Origin of the sequence: Flavobacterium sp. N1736, assembly GCF_025947065.1 — a bacterium.
In the GTDB taxonomy this organism is placed as follows: Bacteria; Bacteroidota; Bacteroidia; order Flavobacteriales; family Flavobacteriaceae; genus Flavobacterium.
Window position 1 is genome coordinate 3,287,571 of record NZ_CP109994.1, and the last position, 22,949, is coordinate 3,310,519.

At 36.8% G+C, this 22,949-nt stretch carries 15 protein-coding genes and 2 rRNA genes; 8 read left to right on the plus strand and 9 right to left on the minus strand.

Going from position 1 to position 22,949, the window contains the following annotated elements:
• Positions 1-95: 95 nt before the first annotated feature.
• The 7 genes from OLM54_RS14035 to OLM54_RS14065 form a co-directional block, all read right to left on the minus strand.
• Entirely contained in the window at positions 96-2,603 is a 2,508-nt protein-coding gene (locus tag OLM54_RS14035; protein WP_264535215.1) for an L-rhamnose mutarotase, read from the minus strand.
• Between the two features lie 301 nt (positions 2,604-2,904).
• On the minus strand, positions 2,905-5,046 hold the full coding sequence (locus tag OLM54_RS14040; RefSeq protein WP_264535216.1) for a bifunctional aldolase/short-chain dehydrogenase: 2,142 nt from the start codon (positions 5,044-5,046) through the stop codon (positions 2,905-2,907).
• Between the two features lie 537 nt (positions 5,047-5,583).
• Positions 5,584-6,414: an amidohydrolase family protein gene (locus OLM54_RS14045; RefSeq protein ID WP_264535217.1), complete on the minus strand. Its 831-nt coding sequence runs from the start codon at positions 6,412-6,414 to the stop codon at positions 5,584-5,586.
• A 6-nt stretch (positions 6,415-6,420) separates the two neighbouring features.
• Positions 6,421-7,218 (minus strand): SDR family oxidoreductase, encoded by a 798-nt coding sequence (locus OLM54_RS14050; RefSeq protein ID WP_264535218.1) that lies wholly within the window; start codon positions 7,216-7,218, stop codon positions 6,421-6,423.
• Between the two features lie 147 nt (positions 7,219-7,365).
• Positions 7,366-8,379 carry a zinc-binding alcohol dehydrogenase family protein gene (locus tag OLM54_RS14055; protein WP_264535219.1) on the minus strand — a complete coding sequence of 338 codons (1,014 nt, stop codon included), beginning with the start codon at positions 8,377-8,379 and terminating at the stop codon, positions 7,366-7,368.
• A 15-nt stretch (positions 8,380-8,394) separates the two neighbouring features.
• Positions 8,395-9,249 (minus strand): fumarylacetoacetate hydrolase family protein, encoded by an 855-nt coding sequence (locus OLM54_RS14060; protein WP_264535220.1) that lies wholly within the window; start codon positions 9,247-9,249, stop codon positions 8,395-8,397.
• A gap of 106 nt (positions 9,250-9,355) precedes the next feature.
• Positions 9,356-10,120, minus strand: coding sequence for an SDR family NAD(P)-dependent oxidoreductase (locus tag OLM54_RS14065; protein WP_264535221.1), 765 nt, complete (start codon positions 10,118-10,120; stop codon positions 9,356-9,358).
• Positions 10,121-10,462: 342 nt separating this feature from the next.
• On the opposite strand from OLM54_RS14065, the gene OLM54_RS14070 reads away from it, so the two are divergent.
• The 8 genes from OLM54_RS14070 (at position 10,463) to OLM54_RS14105 (ending at position 19,438) form a co-directional block, all read left to right on the plus strand.
• Complete coding sequence (locus OLM54_RS14070; RefSeq protein WP_264535222.1) at positions 10,463-11,611, plus strand: ABC transporter substrate-binding protein; 1,149 nt, start codon at positions 10,463-10,465, stop codon at positions 11,609-11,611.
• Positions 11,608-12,753, plus strand: a complete 1,146-nt coding sequence (locus OLM54_RS14075; RefSeq protein ID WP_264535223.1) for a CaiB/BaiF CoA transferase family protein — start codon at positions 11,608-11,610, stop codon at positions 12,751-12,753. Before OLM54_RS14070 ends, OLM54_RS14075 begins: the two co-directional genes overlap by 4 nt.
• Positions 12,754-13,893 carry a CaiB/BaiF CoA transferase family protein gene (locus OLM54_RS14080; RefSeq protein ID WP_264535224.1) on the plus strand — a complete coding sequence of 380 codons (1,140 nt, stop codon included), beginning with the start codon at positions 12,754-12,756 and terminating at the stop codon, positions 13,891-13,893.
• Positions 13,894-15,120, plus strand: coding sequence for an ABC transporter substrate-binding protein (locus OLM54_RS14085; protein WP_264535225.1), 1,227 nt, complete (start codon positions 13,894-13,896; stop codon positions 15,118-15,120).
• 121 nt (positions 15,121-15,241) lie between these two features.
• Complete coding sequence (locus tag OLM54_RS14090) at positions 15,242-16,309, plus strand: Gfo/Idh/MocA family oxidoreductase (protein ID WP_264535226.1); 1,068 nt, start codon at positions 15,242-15,244, stop codon at positions 16,307-16,309.
• 83 nt (positions 16,310-16,392) lie between these two features.
• Positions 16,393-16,833, plus strand: a complete 441-nt coding sequence (locus OLM54_RS14095; RefSeq protein ID WP_264535227.1) for a MaoC/PaaZ C-terminal domain-containing protein — start codon at positions 16,393-16,395, stop codon at positions 16,831-16,833.
• A gap of 115 nt (positions 16,834-16,948) precedes the next feature.
• Positions 16,949-18,253, plus strand: a complete 1,305-nt coding sequence (gene fucP / locus OLM54_RS14100; RefSeq protein ID WP_264535228.1) for an L-fucose:H+ symporter permease — start codon at positions 16,949-16,951, stop codon at positions 18,251-18,253.
• Positions 18,254-18,334: 81 nt separating this feature from the next.
• The gene (locus OLM54_RS14105) at positions 18,335-19,438 is read left to right on the plus strand and encodes a pectinesterase family protein (RefSeq protein ID WP_264535229.1); all 1,104 of its coding nucleotides are present in this window, start codon (positions 18,335-18,337) and stop codon (positions 19,436-19,438) included.
• Positions 19,439-19,663: 225 nt separating this feature from the next.
• Here the strand turns inward: OLM54_RS14105 and rrf are convergent.
• Positions 19,664-19,773, minus strand: a 5S ribosomal RNA gene (rrf, locus tag OLM54_RS14110).
• A gap of 173 nt (positions 19,774-19,946) precedes the next feature.
• A 23S ribosomal RNA gene (locus tag OLM54_RS14115) occupies positions 19,947-22,830 on the minus strand.
• Positions 22,831-22,949: the final 119 nt, after the last annotated feature.

The following is a 22,949-nucleotide window of genomic DNA, read 5'->3' on the forward strand; positions in this document are numbered from 1 at the left end:
ATCTGTGTTAATCTTTTTAATCTGTGGCTAAATATTTTTCTCTCATCAGAAACCCGACAAGTTTTAAAAACCTGTCGGGTTTAACCGATACGTAATTATTTAGATTCTATTTTATTCAGGAATATCCAGGTTTCGTCTGGTTTTGCGCCTTCGATTCCGGTTTGGTATTTTTTCATTAAGGCGTTCCATTCGTCTACACGCGGATTATTTTCGGTTGTTTTTGGATTTAGTTTGTCCAGATTTTCTCCTTTCGGAATACTGATAATCAACATCAATTGTTTTTCATTTTTAAAAACCTGTAACTGCTGAAAATCGGCATTGCAGAATCCTTTTGCGATTTCGGGCCATTTTTCGAATTGTGTTGTGTGATAATCTACATATTCTTTTTGCATTTTTGAATCATCAACTAAATTGGCGGTTAAAACAATATTTTCCCATTCAAATACGGGTTTTGAGTCTTTGCATCTTTCAAAATTTTGGAAATCATAAATCGGGTTTTCGTAAATTTTTATTTGTGCCGATGGATAGGCTAAAGCCAACTTCTTTTTCGTTCTTTCCGGTTGATTCATTTTTCCGTAAATCACCAAATGATTTTTCCATTGGTATAAAGATTCACCAGCAATTCTGAAACCTTTTATCGTAGATTTTACTTTTTCTATATCAAAATCAGAACCTATCATTTCGATTACAACAGCTTTTGGTAATTCTTGTAAACCCCACTTTTCATCAATTACAACTTCTTTTGTCAAATCGATGTAAGGCGCTCTAATTCCGGCTGCCTCTTTTATTTTGGCACTTACGTATGGATTATTATTTTCCCAAATGTTTCCTTCCGGACCGTTATTATTTTTTAGAATTTTTTCTGTTGCAATCCAGTTATTTTTAATCGTAAATCCCTGACTTCCTTCATCTGTATACAAATACAACCACAAAAACGGATCGTGTGCATACGGACTATTGTATACTTTATCTATATAATTTTCTTCTATTCGGCTGTTTGGCTGAGACGAAAGTGTATAAATTCCGGAAACATCGTGCAGATGTTTGGCGTAATGATGAATTTTATTTCCGATTATTTTATTATTCTCCATCACATTTTTAGTGTGTGTCCAACCCCAACCCATCGAAATTCCGCTATAAGCAACATCCGAAATTTCGTTATGTTCTATCGTACCATTTTTTATAAAACCGGCTGCAATTCCTAAGCAACCCCAATCTTCATTGGCAACATTGGTAATTAAATTGTCGGCAATTACTTCATCAGAACAAATTTCTCTTTCGTCTTTGATGACTAATGGCAAATGCGCTTCGAAAGCTTCTTCAGAGAAAACACCAATATTGATAGCATTTCCGCCAATATCTTTAAATAAATTTCCTTTGATACTATTGTGATTTGTTCCTTTATTGAGATCTAATCCGGTTGATGATAAATGCTCAAAACGACACGATTCGAATTGATTGTTATGGGCATAATTTATTTCAACGGCTGCTCGTGGTCTTCCTACCCAGCCTTGATTTTCTAAATTTGCCTGATTTGGAGTTCCGGGATTTTTCAATTTATAAGCATCTAATAAATACATTCCCGCCTGCAACGGAACGTGACCTTGCTGCGAAGGACGAAGCCAATTGCTGTATTGAAATGAGATTCCTTTAAATCTGAAATGATGTACCGGAGAATCAATTGTTCCTTTAATTTCTATTAAATTTTCTAAAACCGGAACGGTTATTTTTGCAGCATTCAAATCTTCTCCTTCTCTCGGAATATAATAAATTTTAGCATTTTTTTTGTCCAAATACCATTCTCCGGGTTCGTTCAACATCGAGATTCCGTTGTTTAGAAAAAATGCAGAATTTCCGTTGTTTTTAGAAATCCACGGCGCTGGCCAGGGATGTTCACTTTGAATTCGGCTTTCCGGCTGTTCGAATGAAAGTCTGGCGCTGTCTTTTTGAACTTCAATATTTTTGATTCGAAGATTTGCAGTCGACCACCATTGAATAATAAACATTTCCATTCCCGGTTCGTACTTTATGGATTTATCTTTAAACGGAATCCAACAGGTTTCTGTTGCCGCATCCCACGAAAGAATTCTATCCATTTGGTTTCCAGATGTACTTTTTGCTCTAACGGCTTTTTTTCCATTAACCCACAATTGTCTGTAATTGATAATTTCACCCGCTTTTTGAGGCGCATCGGCTATCCAGACATTTGCTTTTTTTATTCCATTTATAACTGCACCTTTTTTCCAGTTTTTTATTTCAAATCCACCGCTAATTATTGGTCTTGCATTTGCATCGGCTTCAATTGTTGTTGGACTTTCCGGAGTTCCTGAATCTTCTGGTCTTATAAATAATGGTTCGTTTAAATAATAAGTTCCGTTTTGTACTATAATATGAATACCGTCTTTTATCGAAGGATCTTTTAAACGGCGCAATTCTCTTGCTTTTCTCACTGCCATTTGTACGGTTGCGAGCGGACTTGCTTTGGTGCCCTCATTTGTATCTTTTCCGGTTGTTGAAACCCAAATTTCAGCAGCCGAAACTGAAAATACAGAACAGATGATTAAAAAAACTGTAAATATTTTATGAAGAGTATTTAAACGCATTTTATGTTTTTAATTTTTATACTGCCTAAAAATAATTTAAACTATAAATTTTTACTACTAAAAACTTACACTCTCAACTATTTTAACATTTTTCCATTATCTGGCACCAATTTAAAGTAAGCCTAAAATATTAGCATCCTGTACCTCCCTGCAATTTACAAAAATAAGTGTAGTTTTTACACATTATATGTTTTTACCACAAATAATATCAAAATAAGGTATAAAAAATAACGTCCGACAATGCCGGACGCTAGATCACAAAAAACCACTTTTGCTTAAACAAACTTAAAAAAAACTATTTTTATCTATAAAAGCCCATTGCTACACCGCCGTCTACATTTAAGGCGTTTCCTGTTGATTTGCTCAACAATCCTCCTGTAAATGCAAAACATGCATTGGCAATATCATCAGGCAATATGATTTCATTTAATAAGGTGCGTTTGGCATAATATGCCGGTAATTCTTCTACCGTAACACCGTATGCTTTGGCTCTTCCTTCTGCCCAGCCTCCAGACCAAATATTTGAATCTGAGATCACGGCATCAGGATTTACCGTGTTTACACGAATTTTATCAGGTCCCAATTCTGCTGCCATAAGGCGTGTTAAATGTGCCTGAGCCGCTTTTGCTGATCCGTAACCCGGATTGTTTGGTCCTGCAACAACAGCGTTTTTTGATACGATGTTTACAATGTCTCCGCCAAATCCCTGTTTGCGCATTACTTCGATTCCCGCTTTTGACACTATGAATTGGCCTTTTACCAGAATATCGTATAATCTGTCCCATTCTTCGAGCGTATGTTCGGCGATTGATTTTGAGATGCTGATTCCGGCATTGTTGACCACGATATCAACTCCTCCAAAAGCAAGACAGGCTTCGTCTAATGCTTTTTCGGTGCTGTTTTCGTTTGTAACATTTAAAAGTGTGCTTGAAACGGCATCTTTTCCAAAGGTTTTTATGAAGTCTTTTGTGGCTTCTTCCAAACGTTCTTCGTTGATGTCGTTGATAATTACGCAAGCGCCTTCCTGTGCAAACTTTTTGGCAATTGCTTTTCCTATTCCTCCGGCTGATCCGGTAATTAAGGCAACTCTTCCTGAAAGTGCTTTTGGTTTTGGCATTCTTTGCAGTTTTGCTTCTTCCAATAACCAATACTCGATATCAAAAGCTTCCTGATGCGGAAGTGAGGTATATTCAGAAACGGCTTCTGCGCCTTTCATAACATTCACTGCATTCACATAATATTCTGATGCCAGTCTTGCCATGGTTTTATCTTTGGCAAAAGTGAACATTCCAACTCCGGGATATAAAATAACCACAGGATTTGGGTCACGCATTGCAGGCGAATTTGATTTTTTGCAGGTATTGTAATAATCCTTGTACATCGCTCTGTAGGCTTCAAAAGCAGGCTGTAGTTTTGCTTTGATGGCGTTTACATCTGATAAATCTTCGTTTGGGTCAAGTTCCAAAACAAGCGGACTGATTTTGGTTCTTAAAAAGTGGTCCGGACATGAAGTTCCAAGCGGAGCCAGTTTTTCAAGATCATTTGAATTGATGAATTCCAAAACTCTTTGATCATCGGTATAATGTCCAATCATCTGGCGTTCTGACGAGCAGAATCCTCTCAGGATTGGCGCTACTTTTGCTGCTTTTAGTTTTCTTGCTTCTTCCGGCAGACTTTGTATTTTTTGTCCTCCAAAAACAGGACGTTTTTTTCCGTAGTTATTCTCTAAATATGTCGCGCATTTCTCGATTACTTCAAGGGTGTTGATGTAACTTTCGTAGGCTGTGTCTCCCCAGGTAAAAAGTCCGTGGGAACCCAGCATGATGCCGCGTAGTTTTTTTCCTTTTTTCTCTGCTTCTTCCAGACAGCTTCTTAGCTGAAGTCCCAAGTCGAACCCCGGACGCTGCCAGCCTACCCAGCCAATTTCTCCGTCGAATAATTCTTCGGTAATTTTTGCCCCGTCTTTTGCCGCAGCGATTGCAATTGCCGCATCGGGATGCAAATGGTCGATATGTTTAAATGGCAAGAATCCGTGCAATGGCGTATCGATTGACGGTGCTTTTGAAGCAAGGTCAAAAATACAATGGTTGAAAAGTTCTACCATTTCATCTTCGAATTCAATACCTCTGTATACGTTTTCCAGATTACGAAGTCTTTCTAAATAAAGTGCCGCACAACCTGATTTTGTCAGCGTTCCAATATCCCCGCCTGATCCTTTGATCCACATTACTTCTGAGCTTTCTCCCGTTAAAGGGTCTTTGTCTGTAATTTTTACAGAAGTGTTTCCTCCTCCGTAATTGGTCAATCGTAAATCGGCGCCAAGTAAATTAGAACGATAAATGAAAAGCGCTACTTCATCTCCTGCCAGGGCTGCTGCTTTGGCTTCATCCCAAAGGTAGCTCACGTGCTTAAACTTCATATGTGTGGTATTTGTATTCGACATTGTATATTGTTTTTGGTTGTAATCTTGTTGTGTAAAATAAGAGAATGTAAAAAACATAACTATCCTGTACTATCCTTTATGAAAAAGAACGTATTTAACTGAATACTAAATATTAACAATTGAACCAAATACCAAAAGAGTGGAAAAATCCAAAAAAAGAATGTAACAAAAAACAGGCGTAATTACATGAAAATTAGACATAAACTGATAAATTTACAGGCAAGAAAGAAGGCAAATAGTATCGAAAAAAGTGCTTTTTAAAGTAATTTTTAAAATAGACTTAATCTATAGAAATTCTAAAAAATTAATAATATTGGCATTATTTTTTTTCAATTTGATTGAAAAATTAATTGGAATAATGAAGTCCGAAACTTCAAAATATCGATTCTTAAAACAAAAAAATGCTTCCAAATTTGATCAATTTGAAAGCACTTTTTCTCAAAAATTTATTGTTTTTGAACTAAAGTTTACCCAATGAGTCTAATTATTTTTAACACATAGAAACATAGAAATTTTTTTTGCATTACATCCAAGTGATTAAAGTTTGTAAAATGATATAGCATTTTCATACCAAATTTTATTTTGATCCTGAAGCGATAATTGTGACATATAATCTTCCAGCGTTTTTACAACTTCTGTATAATTTGAAGCTACATTCAAAACCGGCCAATCTGATCCGAACATGAGTTTATCTGTCGAAAAGTTTTCGAAAATAACATCTAAATATGGTTTTAAATCATCGGCTTTCCAGGTTTTCCAATTAGCTTCTGTAACCATTCCTGAAATTTTACACAACACATTTTTGGTTTTTGAAATTTCCTCAATTCCTTTTTTCCATGATGCAATATCTCCTGATTTTATATCGGGTTTAGCAATATGATCAATTACAAAAGGCTGATCCGGAAACTGATTTGCCAAATGTATTGCGGCTGATAACTGACGATGAAAAATAAGAATATCGTATGTATAATCGAATTGTTTTAGAGCTGAAATTCCGTTTTGAAAATCTTTTCTTAACATAAAATCATCTGGTTCACCCTGAACGACATGTCGAAATCCTTTAATTATTTTATTCGCAGAAAAATGATTTAATCGTTCTTCAATGTTTTTATCACGTAAATCTACCCAGCCAACAACTCCTTTTATAAAGCCATTTTTTGCTGCGAGTTCTGTTAAAAAATTAGTTTCTTCTTCTGATTGACTTGCCTGAACGGCTACACAACCTGAAAACTGATTTTCCTGAAGCAACGGCAAAAGATCTTCGGGCAAAAAATCTCTTTGAATTTCCTGCATCGTTTCATCAATCCAACTGTCTCTTACGGGATCGAATTTCCAAAAATGCTGATGTGCATCAATTCGGTTATTCATGTTGAATTAATTTACATCGTTGATTAAAGCGCGATCTAAGTGCACGTAACCGCCATCAACAAAAACAAATTGCCCGGTTGTGTGTGACGAACGATCTGAAATAATAAAAAGTGCGGTATCTGCAATTTCTTCTGTTTTGGTCATTCTGCCTTCAAACGGAATACTTTTGTTGATTTTTTTCAAAACGGTTTCGCCATCCGGTAATGTTTTAATCCAGTCTTCATATGCCGGAGTATAACTTTCAGCAATAATAATGGCGTTCGAACGAATTTCGAATTGAATTAAATCTACTGCCCATTCTCTGGTTAATCCTAAAACTCCACCTTTTGCAGCAGCGTAACCAGAAGTTCCGCCCTGACCTGTTAAAGCTACTTTTGAGCCAATATTCAAAATATTTCCTTTTGATTCTTTTAAATATGGAAGTGCATATTTTACCAATAAAAAATAGCTTACTACATTCAGTTTCAAAGAATTCATGAATTCTTCGTAACTTGAATCTAAACCTGCACCGTCATTTACACCAACGTTGTTAATTACGGCATCAATTCTTCCGTATTTTTCAACGATTTTTTTAACTGCGTTTTCAATTTCTATTGGATCAGTTACATCGGTCGGTACAAATAAAGAATCTATTCCTCTTTTTTGAAACGCTGCGGCATAATCTGCTCCTCTGCTGTTTCTGTCGACCAAAACCGGAATCGCACCCTCATCTGCAATTCGGTTAATGATAGTTTCTCCGATACTTCCCTGCTTTCCGGCAGAACCTGAAACAACAATAATTTTATTTCTTAAATTTAAATCCATTTTTTTATTATGTTAGAAGTAATTTTGTAAAATGTGAAATGTAGATTGCGATATGTGATTTTTAAGATGTAAAATGAATACTATATAACTTAGGTTTTACTTAAATTTTTCACAACAGAATTCACATTTTACATTTTACTAATAATTTTATTCTATTTCGATTAATGCTTTAATTACATTATTTTTCGGATCAATTAATTGTCCAAAATCAGTAATCATGTCTGAGAAACTGGTTCTGTGTGTAATGTATTTTTTCGGATCAATTTTACCTTCCTTCAAACATTTCATTACATATTCGAAATCTTCAATAGTTGCATTTCTGCTGCTCATTAAAGTTGATTCTCTTTTATGAAAATCGGGATGACTGAAACTCAATTCTCCTTTTTGAAGTCCGACTAAAACAAATCTTCCGCCATGCGAAATATAATTAAACGCACTATTCATCACATTTCTGTTTCCGGTTGCATCAATAACAACATTCGCCATATCGCCGTTTGTAAGTTCTGCCAGTTTTTGAGCAACGTCATCATGCAATGGATTTATGGTTTCATCAGCATTTAATTCGTCTTTACAAAAACCTAATCTGTATTCGTTAATATCCATTACGATCACTTTTGCTCCGGCTATTTTAGCAAACTGAATCAGTCCGATACCAATTGGTCCGGCGCCCATTACTAAAACAGTATCTGTCGATTTTACTGCAGCTCTCCTTACTCCGTGCGCCGCGATTGCAAGCGGTTCAACTAAAGCCAGTTCATCATAATCCAAACCTTGACCGTGTAATAAATATTGTTCTGGAATTGTTACATATTCTGCCATTCCGCCATCAATATGCACTCCGAAAACTTTAATATTTACACAGCAATTCGTTAAGCCGTTTCTGCAGGCAACACATTTTCCGCAATTGAAATACGGGATAAAAGTTACTTTATCGCCGGGTTCAAAACCTTTTGCATTTCCTTTTACATATTCTGCGGCAAGTTCATGTCCTAAAATTCTTGGATACTCAAAATACGGCTGGGTTCCTCCAAACGCATGAATATCGGTACCACAAATTCCTATTCTTTTTATTTTCAGTAAAACCTCTCCTTCTTTTGGTTCCGGAATTGGTTTTTCTTTCAAAAGAAATTCCTGTGGTTTTTCACATACTATAAATTTCATTTTTAGCTTTTTAAATTACTTTTTGTAAGCCACCGCAGTTTGTTTACTTGTACCCAAACCTTCAATTCCAAGCTCTACAACATCGCCCGGTTTTAGGTAAATTGGATCCGGTTTTATTCCTAGTCCAACTCCCGGAGGCGTTCCTGTACTAATGATATCGCCAGGAAGCAATGTCATAAACTGACTTAAATAATGCACTAAAAATGGAATTTTGAAAACTAAATTCAGTGTGTTACTGTCCTGATATTTTTTACCGTTTACAGTAAGCCACATTGATAAATTATCAACATCTTTTACTTCATCTTTTGTAGCCAAAAATGGTCCAAGTGGTGCAAATGTGTCGCATCCTTTACCTTTTGCCCATTGTCCGCCGCGTTCTATTTGAAATTCTCTTTCGCTGTAATCATTCAATAAAGCATAACCTGCAACATAATCTAAAGCTTCGGCTTCTTCAACATAACTTGCTTTTTTACCAACTACAAATGCCAGTTCTACTTCCCAATCTGTTTTTACACTGTTTTTAGGTATTACCACATCATCATCAGGACCACATAATGAAGTCGTTGATTTAAAAAAGATGATTGGCTCTGTTGGAATTGGTGCATTAGTTTCTAAACAATGGTCTACATAATTTAAACCAATACATATTATTTTTGAAGGTCTCGCAACCGGAGATCCTAAACGTACATTTGCGTCAACTTCTGGTAAAGTCGGATTACTTTCTAATGCTTTTTGCAATTTTTCCAAACCATTTTCTTCAAAAAAACTTTCATTAAAATCTGTTACAATTGCCGAAACATCAAATCTTTTTTCACCAATTAAAACTCCTGGTTTTTCTTTTCCGATTTCTCCAAAACGTATTAATTTCATTTCTCTTATTTTTTTAAGTTACTAAGTGGCTAAGGTTCTAAGTTGCTAAGTTTAGTTGGCTGAAAAACCTTAGTAACTCAGCAACTTAGAACCTTAGTATCTTTTTTTAATTATTTAATTTTATAAATCCTCCATCAATAGGGTAATCACAGCCTGTAATAAATCCGGCTTCGTCGCTGCATAAGTATAATGCCAAAGCTGCAATTTCATCCGGTTTTCCCATTCGCCCGATTGGTTGTGATTGTGATAATTTTTCGAACATTTCTGCCTCTTTACCAGCGTAGTTTTTCGAAATAAAACCATCAACAAATGGCGTATGAACTCTTGCCGGAGAAATAGAATTGCAACGAATATTTTCTCCTATATAATCTTTTGCTACAGATAATGTCATTGCCATAACTGCACCTTTTGCTGTAGAATAGGCAAATCGATCAGGTATACCAACCCATGCCGCAATTGATGCCATGTTGATAATTACACCGCCGTTTGAAAGTCTGAATTGTGGAATCGCAGCAAACAAACAGTTGTAAACTCCTTTTACATTTACATCCATAACGCGATCAAAATCAGATGCAGGCGTAGTATCTACTTTTCCAATATGAGCGATTCCGGCGTTATTTATTAGAATATTAATGTTACCTATTTTTTCGAATGTTGCTTTTACGTCTTCCTGATTTGCAACATTACAGGCATAAGAAAAAGCATTTCCTCCAGATTTTAAAATTTCGTCTAATGCATCCTGAGCGCTTTCGATTGTTAAATCTATAATATGAACTTCGGCACCTTGCTTGGCAAACAAGGTTGCAATCGCTCTTCCTATTCCGCTGCCTCCTCCGGTTATTACTGCTTTTTTATTTTTTAATGAAAACATGTTATTATTATTTAGTCATTTATGTATTTGATGTCGTTCAAACATTCATAATTCGTTTATAATTTAATAAATGTAAAAACCACAATTACAAAAGTATATTTTAATATTAATATTTGAGATATATTTTTATATGAATGTCTCAAAATGATTAAACTTTAATAAATTATAACATTTTTTACGCCGTTTGTAAAAAAAATACCCATAAGATCAACATACTTCAAAAAATGAGTGTTAATAAACTTATCAATCATTGCGCAATTCAATCTTATTTCTATTTTTGTAATTGTATTTTTTACATTTATTAATTTTCAAATAAAATCATCAATATAAATTTTACTAAAAATGACGATATTAAAAGGGATAACCTGGAATCATACAAGAGGTTTATTGCCAATGGTTGCTACAGCCCAGCGATTTACAGAACTAAATCCCGGAGTTGAAATTACCTGGGAGAAAAGAAGTTTACAAGAATTTGCAGATGCTTCTATCGAAGATTTAGCAAAAAGATTTGATTTGCTTGTAATCGATCACCCTTGGACAGGTTTTGGCGCACAAACAAAAGCCATCTTACCATTATCAGATTATTTATCATCAGAATATATAAAAGATCAGGAATTAAATACTGTTGGGCGTTCTTACGGAAGTTACGTTTTTAACGATAAATTATGGGCGCTGCCAATCGACGCGGCGACTCCGGTTGCTGCCGCTCGTTTGGATATTTTAGAAAAAGAAGGATTAAAAGTGCCACAAACATATGATGATTTATTGGTTTTGGCCAAAAGAGGACTGGTTGCTTTTGCAGGAATTCCAGTTGATGTTTTGATGAGCTTTTATATGTTTTGCTGTAGTTTGGGCGAAGCTCCTTTTCAATCTACAGAAAAAGTTATTTCTCCGGAAACAGGAAAAAAAGCGCTGCAAATGTTTCGGGAATTGGCACAATTAATTGATCCGGAAAACTTTAACAGAAACCCGATTCAGGTTTATGAAGCAATGGTAAATTCTGATGAAATTGCCTACTGCCCTTTTGCTTACGGATATTCTAATTATTCGAGAATGGGATATGGTAGAAAATTGCTTCATTTTTATGATTTAGTTCGTTTGAACGATCAACCGATGATTAGCTCATTGGGCGGAACGGGATTGGCTGTTTCTTCATTTAGCAAACATATTCCTGAAGCTATTAAATATGCTGAATTTACAGGTTCTTCTCATACACAACAAAATATTTTTGCTGACAATGGCGGACAACCCGGACATCTTCAGGCTTGGAAAAGTGATCGAATCAATTCGTTGACACACGATTATTTCAAAAATACTTTACCCGCTTTAGAAAGAGCTTTCCTGCGCCCAAGATATTCAGGACACATGTATTTTCAGGATCATGCGGGCGATGTAGTTCGTGATTATTTAATGAATGGTGGAAATGAAGATTTGGTTTTAGAAGTACTGAATTCGCTTTATACAAAGTCTTTAAATTTAATTACGGCATGAAACCATTAGAAGGATTAGTTGTATTAGAATTTTGCCAGTTTTTGGCAGGACCTTCTGCCGGATTAAAACTAGCAGATTTAGGCGCACGCGTAATTAAAATTGAACGCCCGATAAAAGGCGAAGCGTGCAGGCAGTTAAGTATTAAGGATCTTTTTGTTGATGACAGCAGTTTGCTATTTCATACGATTAACAGAAATAAAGAATCTTTTGCGGCCGATCTTAAAAATCCGGAAGATTTGATTCTGATCAAAAAATTAATTGCCAAAGCTGATATTATGACGCATAATTTCAGATCTGGCGTGATGGAAAAAATAGGATTGGATTTTAATGAAACCTTGAATATTAATCCAAAAATAATTTACGGAACAATTACGGGCTACGGAAATATTGGCCCGTGGGCAAAAAAACCCGGACAGGATTTGTTATTACAATCGCTTTCGGGATTAAGCTGGCTGAGCGGCAGAAAAAGTCAGGGTCCGGTTCCGTTTGGTTTGGCTGTAGCCGATTTAATGTGCGGAAATCATTTTGTTCAGGGAATTTTAGCGGCTTTATTGAAAAGAGCTAAAACCGGAAAAGGTGTTTTGGTTGAAGTAAGTTTACTGGAATCTGTTTTGGATGTTCAATTTGAAGCGATTACATCTTTCTTAAATGATGGCGGGCAATTGCCGGAAAGAGGCGATGTAAAAGGAAGTGCTCATGCTTTTTTAAGCGCTCCTTATGGCGTTTATCAAACACAAGACGGTTATATTTCGCTGGCAATGGGAGATTTACTTTTTATTGGAAATACTTTAGGTGTTGATTTAAATCATTATGCTGATAAACAAGACTGGTTTACTTTTAGAGATGAAATCAGAGAATTATTAGCTGAAAAAATAATAACTCAAACATCTGATTATTGGATGAATTTGCTTCAAAAAGAAGGAATTTGGTCTGGAAAAGTGCTAAATTATGAGGAATTAGATAAGCAGGCTTTTGTAAATGAATTGCAATTGAAACAAACAGTTCAAAATTCTGCCGGAGAAAATTTGGTGACAACAAGAAGTCCAATTCAGCTTGACGGAAAAATCTTAACAAGCACAAAAGCAGCTCCAAAAGTTGGAGAAGATAACTCAAGAATACACGAACAATTTTTAAGCGAATAGATGAAACCTTTAGAAGATTATTTAATAGTAGATTTTAGCCAGTTTCTTTCTGGTCCGTCAGCAAGTTTACGATTGGCTGATTTGGGCGCGCGCGTTATAAAAATTGAAAAACCGGGAACGGGAGATATTTGCAGAACTCTGTATACTTCTGATTTGATTATGAACGGAGAATCTTCCGTTTTTCATACGATCAACAGGAATAAAGAATCTTTTGCGATTGATTTTAAACAACCTGAGGAACTTGAAAAGTTAAAAAAATTATTGGCTAAAGCCGATGTTGTCATGCATAATTTCAGACCAGGCGTAATGGAACGCGTGGGATTGAGTTACGAAGAGGTTAAAGCTATAAATCCAAATGTAATTTATGGTTCGATTTCTGGTTTTGGTACTCATCCGGATTTAAAAGATTTACCGGGACAAGATTTATTATTACAGTCTTTAACGGCTTTAACCTGGTTGAGCGGAAATCAGGAAGATGGTCCTGTACCAATGGGATTGTCGATTGTAGATATGCTTGCCGGAGCGCATTTAGCTCAGGGAATTTTAGCGGCTTTGTATCGAAAAGCAACACATAATATTGGAGCTTCTGTTCAGGTAAGTATGTTAGAATCTGCTTTTGATTTTCAATTTGAAACGATTACTACTTTTTTTAATGATGGCGGCGAATTGCCTGTTCGTACCAAGACCAATAATGCGCACGCTTATTTAGGTGCTCCTTACGGAATTTATAAAACGAATAATGGCTTTTTAGCTTTGGCAATGGGCTCGATTCCTGTTTTGGCGTCACTTTTAAAATGTGATGGATTATTGCAATTTCCTGAAAATAAATTTCATTTAAGAGATGAAATAAAAAATATTCTGGCTGAACATTTACAAACTCAAAATACAGATTTTTGGCTGAATATTTTAGAACCGGCAGATATTTGGTGTGCCGGAGTTTTAAATTATCAACAGCTTTTCGAAGAAGAAGGTTTTAAAGTTTTAGATTTTACGCAGAAGGTTGAAATGTTAGATGGCTATTCGTACCAAACAACACGTTGTCCGATTAAAATTGATGGCGAATATTTAACTTCAGACAAAGGTTCTCCAAAATTGGGTCAGGATAACGAAAAGATTACTAAAGAATTTATAACTGTATAAATGAAAAAATTAAGAATTGCAGTTAGAAAATTTGATCCTTTTGAAAGTACGCTTCAAAAGTTATGGGATTTGTTTTGTCTTAAATATAATATTCAGATCGAAGCTGAAATGATTCCTCTTGAATTACATGATCTTTATGAAGAAACTATTACCAATAAAGGTTTAAAAAATGGCACTTGGGATATTGCTCACATTAATACTGATTGGATTTTTGATGCTGCAAATGAAAAAGTTGTTCTGGATTTAACCTCATTTATCAATCAAAATCCTCCGAAAGATTATCCGCAAGGATGGCATAAATCGTTGTTGAATTTACAGCAAATAAATAACGGAACTTACGGATTGCCTTTTCACGATGGTCCGGAATGTTTAATTTTTAGAAAAGATTTATTTGAAGATGAAATTGAAAAACAAAGCTTCAAAAATCAATTTGGTTATGAATTAAATCCTCCAAAAACTTGGCAAGAATTTGTTCAAATTGCTGAATTTTTTAATCGCCCGGAAGAAAATTTGTATGGTTGTGTTTTTGCCAATTATCCGGACGGGCATAATATGGTTTTTGATTTTTGCCTGCAATTATGGACACGTGGCGGATCGTTATTAGATCATCAGAATAAAATTAATATTAATCAGACTGTAGCAATAGAAGCGTTAGATTTTTATAGAGATATTGTAAATAATAAAAATGCGGTTCATCCAAAATCTAAAAATTTTGGTTCAGTTGAAGCTGGTTTGGCTTTCGCCGAAGGACAGGCAGCAATGGCAATTAACTGGTTTGGATTTGCCTCGATGTGTGAAGTAATTGAAGAATCGAAAGTAAAAGGCAAAGTTGACATTACAGAACTTCCCTTTGATCAAAATTACAAAACGGCTTCTTTGAATGTTTATTGGCTTTATACAATTGGCATTGGAAGTAAACATAAAGAACTTGCTTATGATTTTTTAAGATTTGCTACGTCTCCAAAAAGTGATAAATTATTGACAAATGAAGGAGGAATTGGCTGTAGAAAATCAACCTGGAATGATGAAGAAATCAATAAAATCATTCCGTTTTATCACAAACTCGAAATGCTGCACGAAAATGCTTTGACTTTACCGCAAACCCCGGTGTGGCCAAAAGTAGCAGAGTTAATCGATCAAATGGTTTTGAAGGCAATTGAAAGTGATATTTCATCAGAAAAATTATTAGAAGATACTCAGAACAATATTGAAAAAATAGCAAATTAATTGTGTTGCGACATCTTTGTCTAAGTTTAAAACTTTGACAAAGATTAAAAGTAACTCAAAAAACTTAGTAACTCAGTCCCGAGGCTTCGGGATAGATGCTTAGAACTTTAAACTAAAAATTATGAATATTCCATATAAACCTAAATTACCGGAAACCAACCAGCCTGTTATCATTATCGGCGCAAGCGGTATTGTAAAAGATGCACATTTACCTGCGTATGAAATGGCCGGTTTTACCGTTTTTGGCATTACAAACAGAACAATTTCTAAAGCGCATGATTTGGCAAAACAATTTAAAATAAATCATGTTTTTGAAACTGTTGCCGATGCTGTGCAGCATGCGCCTTCAAATGCGGTTTATGATATTACGGTTCTTCCTGATCAATACATTGAAATTTTAGAGCAGCTTCCGGATGGTGCAGCAGTACTGATTCAGAAACCAATGGGAAATGATCTGGCCCAAGCCCGGGAAATTGTTGCCGTTTGCGAAAGAAAAAAATTAGTTGCCGGAATTAATTTTCAACTTCGTTTTGCCTCTTTTGTAAGCGCAGCAAGGCATTTAATCAATGAAGGATTTATTGGTGATTTATATGATTTAGAATTTAAAGTTACCGTAAATACGCCTTGGGAATTGTTCCCACTGATTAAGGAACATCCCAGATTAGAAATTCTTTTTCATAGTGTTCACTATATCGATTGCATCCGATCTTTTTTAGGAAATCCGAAAAGTGTGATGGCAAAAACAGCGAAGCACCCATTAAAAAAATTATCATCGAGCCGATCGACTATTATTTTGGATTATGGGGAAGACAAACATGTGGTAATTAATACGAATCATGATCACCATTTTGGTCCAAAACACGAAGAAAGTTACATTAAATGGGAAGGAACAAAAGGCGCCATCAAAGCAAAAATGGGTTTACTAATGAATTATCCCGACGGTTTGCCTGATCAATTTGAATATGCTTTGGCAAACGAAAATGGAGAATATGAATGGAAAAAAATTGAATTGGAAGGTTCGTGGTTTCCGGAAGCTTTTATTGGAACCATGTCAAACTTAATGCGTTTTAAAGAAGGTTCTGATGCAAAACTATTAGCAAGTGTACAAGATGTTTTAGATACTATGAAAGTCGTTGAAGCCTGCTACATCAGTAACAAAAATGGAGGAATTTCATTAGCTGAATTATAAAATAAGTCCAAAGTTCAAAGTCATAAAGTCCAAAGTGATTGAGTTTATGACTTTTGACTTTATAACTTTCAAACTAAAAAAATATGTATTTCAAATCAACATTTTTTGACGATTATCAAATTGGCGACAAACGCGTCACTTTTGGAAGAACTATTACTGAAACTGATTTTGTGGTTCACGCAGGTCATACAGGAGATTTTTTTCCGCATCATATGGATGAAGAATGGTGTAAAACACAACCTTTCGGACAACGCATCGCACACGGAACTATGGTTTTCAGCATTGGCATCGGATTGACCGCATCAGAAATAAATCCTGAAGCCTTTTCTAAAGGATACGATCGTATGCGATTTGTAAAACCAGTTCATATTGGCGACACGATCCATTCTGAAATTACAATTTCTGAAAAAGGAGAAGCCAAAAAACCAGATATGGGAACTGTTACGGAACACGTAGAAATTATAAATCAAAGAGGTGAAGTCGTATTAGTTTGCGATCACCTTTTATTAGTAAAAAAGAAATAATTCTTTTGAGAGACAAAGGTTCAAAGACACAAAGGGACAGAGATCTGGACTTTTAGCCTTCTAAACCTCTGCCACTTTGAACCTCTGAAACTTTGAACCTTTAAAAAAACTAACTATGCAAATAACCAACCAAATTGGCGATCAACATGAAGTCGCTACAGAAAAAGGAACAGGAAATAAATATCTTTTGCCCTTTATTTTAATTACCAGCTTATTTTTCCTTTGGGGAATGGCACATAATCTGGATTCGATTTTAATTCCACATCTTAAAAAAGCGTGTGAATTAAACAATCGTCAGTCAACATTAATCGATACTTCTGTATTTTTCGCTTATTTTATAATGGCAATTCCGGCGGGAATGCTAATTAAAAGATTCGGATACAAAAACAGTATTATTACGGGGTTGCTAGTTTTCGCAACTGGAGCTTTTCTATTTGTTCCCGCTGCAAATACAAGAACTTATGAATTATTTTTATTTGCATTATTTGTAATTGGTTGCGGACTGACTATTTTAGAAACAAGTGCAAATCCGTACGCTGCGATCTTAGGACCTGCGGAATCATCTTCAAAAAGATTGAATTTAGCTGCTTCATTTAACGGTTTAGCAGCAATGGTTGCACCAATTGTTGGTTCATTATTTATTTTATCGGGAAAAACACATACACCAGCGCAAATGGCAGCAATGCCGGATGCGACAAAAGCAGCTTACTTATTAGAAGAAGCTTCTGCTGTCAAATTACCTTATATCATTTTAGGAAGTGTATTGGTTTTAGTAGCTGTATTATTTTACTTTATGCATTTGCCATCGATGAAACCACAACATACTGAAGTAGAAGTTAAGCCGGGTTTTTTCTCGGTTTTAAAATTCTCTCATTTAAGTTGGGCAGTTGTTGCACAGTTTTTTTATGTAGGTGCACAAGTTTGTATCACCAGTTTTTTTATCAGAATTGCACAACAAGGTGCAGGATTAGATGAAAAAACAGCAGGATATTATCTTGGTATTTATGGTTTCCTTTTTATGGCTGGCCGTTTTATTGGAACTTTCTTTTTGAAGTTTGTGAAAGATTATGTCTTACTTTCAATTTATTGTGTAATTAGTATCTTTCTTTGTTTGGTAGCAATTTACGGAACAGGAATTTATGTTATTTATGCGCTTGGCGGAATTGGATTTTTTATGTCAATTATGTTTCCAACTATTTTTTCATTAGGTCTCGTTGGATTAAAATCGAATACTGAAACCGGTTCATCATGGTTAGTAATGTCAATTGTAGGCGGAGCAATTTTACCATACGGAATGGGAACTTTGATTGATATGAATCACGATGATATTCAATCTGGGTACATTATTCCGCTATTATGTTTTATTATTATTCTTTCTTTTGGTGTATTTGGACACAAAGTAAAAAATAGAGTTTCTTAGTAATTAATTTTCATTTTATATAAATTCCCAAGTTAGATTAGCTTGGGAATTCTTTTTTTAATTATTAACTTTTACACAAAAATGAAAAAAGTAATTCAAGCTATTTATTTTCTTCTATTTGTTTTTAGCGGTACATTATTCGCTCAAAAAAATAGTTCTATTTATGATATTGTTGTCGCTAAAGATGGAAGCGGAAATTTCACAAAAGTACAAGATGCATTTAATGCTGTTCCTGATAATAGTTTAAAACATACCGTTATTTATATAAAATCCGGAATTTATAAAGAAAAATTAAAGCTTACATCCAACAAACAGAAAGTTACGTTGATCGGTGAATCCTATAAAAATACGATTCTTACTTATGACGATTATGCAGAAACTGCTGGTGGAACAAGCAAATCGTTTAGTACTCTTATTGAAGCCAATGACTTTTTTGCAGAAAATATCACTTTCGAAAATACCATCGACAGCAATTTACCTCAATATAAAAAAGGCGGTCAAGCAGTAGCATTAATGCTTAATGGTGACAGATCAATATTTCATAAATGCAAAATAAGCGGTTTTCAGGATACCTTTTATCTTAAAGCAAACAAAAGAACATACATTAAAGATTGCATCCTTGATGGCACTACAGATTTCATTTTCGGCTCTGGTATCGCTTTATTTGAAAATTGCTTTATTCAAAGTAAAAGAGATTCATATATCACAGCAAGCAATCAGGATGTTGGCAAAAATAAATATGGTTTTGTATTTAGAGATTGTATTATAATGGCATATCCAAAAAATGTTGCTACAAAAGTATCTTTAGGAAGACCATGGGGAGCTGGCGCAAATGTAGTTTTCATTCATTGTTTTGAAGAATCACATATTACCCCAGAAGGTTGGTCTGTATGGTCAAATGATCCAGAACATAAAGCATATAATAATTGGAAAACTGCCTTTTATGGCGAATATGATTGTTACGGACCAGGTTATAAATCAGATACTCGCATTTCATGGTCACATCAATTAAGCAAAACCGAAGCTTTAGAATATACCAAAGAAAAAATATTTGCTGTAAATAGCACAACTGCAAATAATCTTGAAGAGGATTGGAATCCAATAATAGAAAATGAAAATTGCCGTTCTATATTGCCTTCAAAAAAGGCTAAAAATGCAGATTCATTTTTCGAAAAAGGATTTTAAATAAATCTTTTAGTCACAAATAAAAGCAAAAAGCTTCTCACCTAAAGTTGAGAAGCTTTTTTGCTTAATTGATAAGAATATACATATAAAATTATAAATGCATTAGGACAACAGCTTGGTTCAAATAATAAGATTTGATTGTTATAAGAAACAGGAAAAGCGACTATTTTCAAAACCGATACAAAACAAAAAACCCCATTTCGTTAGAAACAGGGTTTTTCAAAAGAAAGGCGACGACATACTCTCCCACAAAACTGCAGTACCATCTGCGCAGGCGGGCTTAACTACTCTGTTCGGGATGGGAAGAGGTGAGCCCCGCCGCAATAACCACCTTAAGGTTGTTCGTCCAGAGTCCAAGGTCATAAAGTGGCAGGTCTTTCGACTTTCAACTTTAATCTTTCGACTTAAAGACTGCCCGCGACGGGCAAATATCTTAACATACTGAGATAAAGAAAGTATTTTAGTTTTAGAAAGTTTCTCCCTCCCGATTGCTCGGGAGGAAAAGGGTGTACATAAGCTTACGGATTATTAGTACTACTCGACTATGACATTACTGCCTTTACATCTATAGCCTATCAACGTGGTCATCTTCCACGATCCTTAAAAGAAATCTCATCTTGTGGTGGGTTTCGCGCTTATATGCTTTCAGCGCTTATCCCTTCCAAACGTAGCTACTCTGCGGTGCCCCTGGCGGGACAACAGATACACTAGAGGTTTGTCCAATTCGGTCCTCTCGTACTAGAATCAGATCCACTCAAATTTCTAACGCCCACAGTAGATAGAGACCGAACTGTCTCACGACGTTCTGAACCCAGCTCGCGTGCCACTTTAATGGGCGAACAGCCCAACCCTTGGGACCTTCTCCAGCCCCAGGATGTGACGAGCCGACATCGAGGTGCCAAACCCCCCCGTCGATATGAGCTCTTGGGGGAGATCAGCCTGTTATCCCCGGCGTACCTTTTATCCTTTGAGCGATGGCCCTTCCATGCGGAACCACCGGATCACTATGCTCTACTTTCGTACCTGATCGACCTGTATGTCTCTCAGTCAAGCTCCCTTATGCCATTGCACTCTACGCACGGTTACCAAGCGTACTGAGGGAACCTTTAGAAGCCTCCGTTACTCTTTTGGAGGCGACCACCCCAGTCAAACTACCCACCAAGCAATGTCCCCCACAATATGGGGTTAGGCCTCAGATAAACAAAGGGTTGTATTTCAACAATGACTCCACAACGCCTGGCGACGCCACTTCACAGTCTCCAACCTATCCTACACATCATTTATCCAAGGTCAATACTAAGCTATAGTAAAGGTGCACAGGGTCTTTTCGTCCCACTGCGGGTAAACGGCATCTTCACCGTTACTACAATTTCACCGAGCTCATGGCTGAGACAGTGTCCAGATCGTTACACCATTCGTGCAGGTCGGAACTTACCCGACAAGGAATTTCGCTACCTTAGGACCGTTATAGTTACGGCCGCCGTTTACTGGGGCTTCAATTCAATGCTTCTCCGAAGATAACATCTCCTCTTAACCTTCCAGCACCGGGCAGGTGTCAGGCCCTATACTTCATCTTACGATTTTGCAGAGCCCTGTGTTTTTGATAAACAGTCGCCTGGACCTCTTCACTGCGGCCCCCATTGCTGGGGGCGACCTTTCTCCCGAAGTTACAGGTCTATTTTGCCTAATTCCTTAGCCATGAATCTCTCGAGCACCTTAGGATTCTCTCCTCAACTACCTGTGTCGGTTTACGGTACTGGTACTAATTACCTGAAGTTTAGAGGTTTTTCTTGGAAGCCCTTAGGCGCACTATCTCTTTGTCCGAAGACTCCGAGTACTATCGTATTTCCCCAAGACGCGTGGATTTGCCTGCGCATCTTATAGGTAGGTACTTCAACGAACTATTCCGTCAGTTCGCGGCGCTTTCATCACTCCGTCACCCCATCACAGTAATTAGTAGTACGGGAATATTAACCCGTTAGCCATCGACTGTCCCTTTCGGGTTCGCCTTAGGACCAGACTAACCCACAGCTGATTAGCATAGCTGTGGAAACCTTAGTTTTTCGGTGTGCGGGTTTCTCGCCCGCATTATCGTTACTTATGCCTACATTTTCTTTTCTAACCAGTCCAGCATACCTGACGATACACCTTCAACCCTGTTAGAATGCTCCCCTACCACTTACAGTAAACTGTAAATCCATAGCTTCGGTAATACGCTTATGCCCGATTATTATCCATGCTCGTCCGCTCGACTAGTGAGCTGTTACGCACTCTTTAAATGAATGGCTGCTTCCAAGCCAACATCCTAGCTGTCTGGGCAGACAAACCTCGTTCTTTCAACTTAGCGTATATTTGGGGACCTTAGCTGATGGTCTGGGTTCTTTCCCTCTCGGACTTGGACCTTAGCACCCAAGCCCTCACTGCTGTGAAACATTATATAGCATTCGGAGTTTGTCAGGAATTGGTAGGCGGTGAAGCCCCCGCATCCAATCAGTAGCTCTACCTCTATATAACTTTATGCACAGCGCTGCACCTAAATGCATTTCGGGGAGTACGAGCTATTTCCGAGTTTGATTGGCCTTTCACCCCTACCCACAGGTCATCCGAAGACTTTTCAACGTCAACCGGTTCGGTCCTCCACTGTGTGTTACCACAGCTTCAACCTGCCCATGGGTAGATCACACGGTTTCGCGTCTAACACTACTGACTAAAGCGCCCTATTCAGACTCGCTTTCGCTACGGATCCGTGGCTTAACCACTTAACCTTGCCAGCAACGTTAACTCGTAGGCTCATTATGCAAAAGGCACGCCGTCACCCCACGAAAGGGCTCCGACCGCTTGTAAGCGTATGGTTTCAGGATCTATTTCACTCCGTTATTCACGGTTCTTTTCACCTTTCCCTCACGGTACTGGTTCACTATCGGTCTCTCAGGAGTATTTAGCCTTAGCGGATGGTCCCGCCAAATTCAGACAGGGTTTCACGTGCCCCGCCCTACTCAGGATACCACTATCTATTACACTTGTTACCCATACGGGACTATCACCCTCTATGGTGCCGCTTTCCAGCAACTTCCGGTTCCTTGTGCATAAAATGTCGTGGTCCTACAACCCCAGCATTGCCGTAACAACACTGGTTTGGGCTAATCCGCGTTCGCTCGCCACTACTTACGGAATCACTTTTGTTTTCTTCTCCTCCGCCTACTTAGATGTTTCAGTTCAGCGGGTTTGCCCACCTATCGGTGTACTATGTCTTCAACATAGTGGGTTGCCCCATTCAGGTATCTGCGGATCAATCGGTGTGTGCCCGTCCCCGCAGCTTTTCGCAGCTTATCACGCCTTTCATCGCCTCTGAGAGCCAAGGCATCCCCCATACGCCCTTATTTTGCTTATTGTACCAATCATAAAATCAATTATGACCGTTTTTTTTGTCTTTTACAATAAATTGTAAAAAACGCTTTCTACTTTTTATTATTTTCTTATCTCAATATGTCAATGAACTTTATTTAGTCGA